This is a genomic window from Pseudomonas sp. 05T35, assembly GCF_056396605.1.
The window spans coordinates 1-4,724 of the sequence record NZ_JBFTLU010000359.1; the positions used below are offsets into that span (position 1 = coordinate 1).

2 protein-coding genes are annotated in these 4,724 nt (G+C 61.6%); both read right to left on the reverse strand.

Annotation, left to right across the window (positions count from 1 at the left end; genetic code table 11):
• Positions 1 to 260: 260 nt before the first annotated feature.
• Positions 261 to 3,227 (reverse strand): autotransporter serine peptidase EprS, encoded by a 2,967-nt coding sequence (eprS, locus tag AC1DH9_RS22605; RefSeq protein WP_477808815.1) that lies wholly within the window; start codon positions 3,225 to 3,227, stop codon positions 261 to 263.
• 69 nt (positions 3,228 to 3,296) lie between these two features.
• Positions 3,297 to 4,661, reverse strand: coding sequence for a TolC family outer membrane protein (locus AC1DH9_RS22610; RefSeq protein ID WP_427540943.1), 1,365 nt, complete (start codon positions 4,659 to 4,661; stop codon positions 3,297 to 3,299).
• Positions 4,662 to 4,724 lie beyond the last annotated feature (63 nt).

The following is a 4,724-nucleotide window of genomic DNA, read 5'->3' on the forward strand; positions in this document are numbered from 1 at the left end:
TCCATGCCCCGCGGTGCRTMAGRCTCACCGAGCTGTCCGCAYTGGCGAGCGCTKCGCACTCGAACGCCGGCTTCGCCAGCTGCTACAAAAGCCACGTTGCACACACAACCCTGTAGCAGCGGCCGCAGGCCGCGTTCGGCTGCGCAGCAGGCGTAAATCCATACCCCGCGGTGCATCAGGCYCACCGAGYCGCCCGTATTGGCGAGCGCTTCGCACTCGAACGCCGGCTTCGCCAGCTGCTACAAAAACCGTGGTGTTCTTTAGAACTGCCAATTCAGGCTCAGCCCTACTCCGTGGCTGTTTTCGCCGCTGGCCAGGCGGCCGTTGTAATCGAGGTTCAAACGAACGTCCTTGGCCAATGCCAGCCCGGCCTGAACCCCGACCAGCGCCGCGTCGCGGGCCAGTGGTGCGCTTTCGACGGCGAACGTCGGGCCACCGCTGGCAAACGCCAGATGGTCTTCCGATTGGGTAGCGCTCAGGTTGTGCTGCCAACCAAGGGTCCCGGCCAGATCAAGCTGTTGCTGGCTGGAAAGGTTGATGGTTTTCAGCGCTCGCACACCCAACGTACCAAGCACCGCATCACGCGTATCGCGGCCACTTTTCAGCGCTGCGGCATCGCCTTTTTCGGTGAAACCGTCAGTGTCCAGATGCACATAGGCAAGGTTTGCGAACGGCTCCAGTGCCACGGGCTGCCGGTCCATCCGGTAGGCGGCTTCGGTGAACACTTGCGTGGTGTTGGCGTCGACCTTGGCTTTCTGCCTGGCACTGACATCGCCGTAGTGCAGGTCGCGCTTGATGTCTGCCCGGTGCCAGCTATAAGACCCGCCGAGACTCAGATGCCACGCGCCCAGTTCGCGTCCGGCGTAAGCGCCCAGGTGGTAGCTGTCGACCTGCGCCCGCGAGTGGGTGCCGCTGTCCAGGTTCAGCGAGCTGTCGCTGTAGCCCGTGACGAATCCCAGACGAGTGTCTTCGTCGAGCAAGCCGTCGACCCCGGCCAGCAAGCCGCCAATCGAGGTGGTCGAGCCCGCCGTGTCATTGCGCATATCGGTCTTGCCCCAGGCACCCAGCGCCTTGACCCAACCGCTACCGCCCGTTGCCGGATCTGCCTGCAAACGTTCCGTCACCGCATCACGCAGGTAACGGCTGTCGTTGATCAGCAAGGTGTCGAGCGCCGGATAGATTTCCCCGGACAACTGCTGGAACGCCTGTTGGGCAGACGCTTGCGATGGCGACAACAAGAGGCTTTCGTAAACCGGGTTGCCCGTGCCCAATTGTTCGATGACAGCAGCCACAGAACGTTGGTTCGGAGTTTTCCCGACACTCGCGAACGAAGTGCCGTTGCGTTGAATCGCCAGCTGCACGCCCGTCGCCGAGTAGTCGAGACTGCCACCGATGAACAGGTAATTCGGCACCACCGCACCGAATTGCCCCTGAATACCGCCCGCCGCTTGCAGGATGCTGTACTGGTGACCCAGCAGGCTTTCGACCTGGCTGGCACTTAACAATGTCGGGCTGTTTTCCAACGCAAGGCTGACAGTCGCGCCCGAAACGGTCGCCGTGCCGCTGGCGACAATCCGGTCGCTGTTGGTCGGCGACAGCTCCACCGCATAGGTCGAACCGGGTGCCAGCGTCACATTACCGTTTACCTGCAAGGTGCCGATCGAATTACCCGGCGCGACGGTTGCGCCGCGGTTGGCGATCAAACCACCGACCCGCCCGGAACCGCCCAGGGTGCCGCTGTCATTGACCGTCACCGCCGAGCTCAACGACCCATTGACCGTCAACAGGCCGCCATTGACCGTGGTCGCACCGCGATAGCTGTTGTTCCCGGCCAGTATCAACTGGCCCGCGCCGGATTTGATCAGGCTGCCCTCATACAGTCGTGTCGCGGCGGCCGCATCCCGCGCCGTGCCTACTGCATAATCGGTCTTGTCCTGCTGACTGGCATTAGCCGCGATGCCGTTTTCCCAACCTTTGTCTTTCAAGGTCTGTTGCCAGGCGCTGTGTTCGGCGGYGTCTTCGCTCTGACGCTGGATCAGCGCCTTGTCCGAGATGTCGTTGCTCCACACATCACGCTGACCGGCAGCGAGGTTGGCGTCGAATGGACCGAGCAATTGCCCCGGCCCTCTCATCGCCCGCGCAAGGTCGGGCACGCCCCAACCGACCCGAGTGGTCGGCGCGTCGGTGATCGAACCGTCAAGCTGGGTCGCGGTGGTCAGCAACACCTGCAAGGCTTGCTGGTTGTTCATGTACGGGTAGCGCTCCATCACCAGTGCCAAGGCACCGGTAGCGTGGGGCGCCGCCATCGACGTGCCGTTGTAACTGGCATAGCCGCCACCAACGATGGTGCTGTAGATCTGCGCGCCCGGCGTGCTGATGCACCAGTACTTGGCGATGCCGCACTGGTTGTATTTTTGCTGGTTGTTTCTATCCAGCCCCGACACCGCCAGCCAGTGACCTTCCAGGTCCGGCTCGAAATACGGCAGGCTCGCACGCACACTGGCGTTGGCGTACCCGCTGTTGCCGGCGCTGAACACGTTGATCACTCCACGCCGCGAGACATCGGCCGCCGCATCGATCCAGGTGTTGCGGTTCCAGTGTTGGGCATAGGCGGCGTGCAGGCTCTCGATCGTCTTGTAGTCGACATCCTTGGGCTGGCTGCCCCAGCTGTTGTTGATCACCTGCACGCCGGCATCGGCCAAGGCGTCATAGGCCGCCTTGAAATACTTCGGATCGGGGCCGGGACCAAACAGGAAACTGTCGTTCTGATTGGTATTGGCGACGTACACATCCGCGTTGAATGCCACGCCATGCATGCCGACGCCGTCACGCGCAGCGCCCATGGTGCCGGTGACATGGGTGCCGTGGGAGTCGTTGTTGGCGTTGTGAATGCCGCTGACACTGAACGCTGTGCCATTGACGTAGTTGCCGGTGGCCGTGACCGCGTGAAAACGTGCGGCTTCGGGGTGGTTMGGGTCAAAACCCGAGTCCAGCGCGCCGATCTTCACCCCTTTGCCGGTGAAGCCTGCGGCATAGGCTTCATTCGCCTTCAGGCGATCCAGGCCCCAGTCACTCTGGTACTCAGCGGTACGCCAACTGGCGGGGGCCCCCACTTGCCCCGGATCAAGATAAGCCGCATGAACTGCAGCGGGCAGCGCGGCGACGAGCAACAGCAATGAGCCGGTGGTGATCGGCTGGGCACGATTACGACGTACGTCCGTGTTCATAAATACTCGCTTTCCTGGCGTTATTGGATTTGTAGTCCCCCTGCCGGGGGCGGTGCAGCGGTGTGGCGCTTATCGGGTTGTCTTGTGCGGGCCGAAGGCTTCATCGACCTTGGCCAGGTCCTCTTCACGCAAGTTGCCGGCGTAGTAGTGCAACTTGGTCCAGGCCATTAAGTAGTCATAACGGGCCTGGGCCAGGTCACGGCGTGTGGTGTAGAGCTGCTGTTCGGCGTTCAGTGCATCAAGGTTGACTCGCTCGCCACCAAGGATGCTTTGCCTGGTCGAAACCACCAGCGCTTCGGCTGACGTCAGGGCCTTTTGATAGGCGCGCAGCTTGCTGACTCCCGACAGGCAGGCGCTGAACTGGCGACGCAGCTCGATCAGGGTTTCGCGGGTTTTCGAGTCCAGGTCATATTCGGCCTGCTCCATCGAGCGACTGGCCTGACGCGTCGATGCCGACACTCCACCGCCGGCATACAACGGCACGCTGATCTCGATACCGATGGTGTTGGTGTCGTAACGCTGGTTGTAGGTGTTGCCGCTTTCCGACTCGTTCTTGCGTGCCGTCGCGTAGGCGCTGACCCTGGGCAGGTGCCCGGCGCGATTGCGCTCGACCTCGTAACGCGCCACTTCCACCGCCTGACGCTGGGAGGCGAGGTTCGGGTTATTGCTCAGTGCGAGCTCATGCCAGCTGTCGAAATTGGCCGGTTGCAAGGTGAACGACTCAAAGGACTCGCTCAACGGCTCGAGGTCCTTGATATCGATATCCCGCGTGCCGATCAGCGCGCCCAGCTCACGCAACGAAGCGTCTTGCTCGTCGCGGGCCTCGATCTCCTCGGCGGTGGCCAGTTCGTAACGCGATTCCGCTTCGAGAATATCGGTGCGGGTGCCCTCGCCCTGACGGAACATCTGCTCGTTCTGCTGGAACTGTTGCTCGAAGGCTTTTTTCTTCGCTTGCGCGATGTCGATCTGATCCTGGGCAAACAGCGCCTGGGTGTAATAGGTCAGCACCCGGACCAGTAGCTCCTGGCTCTTGCCGCGAAAGTTTTCATCGGCAAACAGCGATTGCGCTACGCCCTTGCGATACGCCGCGTAGGCCTCGTAGTCGAACAACGGCTGTTGCAAGGTGAACGTCGAGCCGTAGCTGTTGTAGTTGCGGTCTTCGGTCTGGTTGCGACGGCGTTCGTCCAGGGAAGTGGCCTTGGAGTTGTTGCGGCCCTTGTTGTAGTTGTACGAGAGTTTTGGCAGCAGGCCGGCGCGACCAATCGTGCGGTTTTCCAGGCCGGCGTCGCGTTCCTTGATGGCGCCGAGGAAGATCGGATCATTGCGCAGCGCCTGTTCGTAAACTTCAAATGGCCCCATGGCATAAACGTTGGTGCAGACCAGCAATGCAATAGCGGTCCCGAGAATGGAATGCTTGCTCATACGACGGAACATCCTTATTCCTCGGTCAATGCGGAGCCTGCCCGGTCGAGCAGAGGTTTGAACAGATAGTTGAGG

Bases quoted from the DNA above. Each gene is read 5' to 3' on its own strand.
- AC1DH9_RS22610 (WP_427540943.1), bottom strand. From the start codon at position 4,661: ATGTTCCGTCGTATGAGCAAGCATTCCATTCTCGGGACCGCTATTGCA.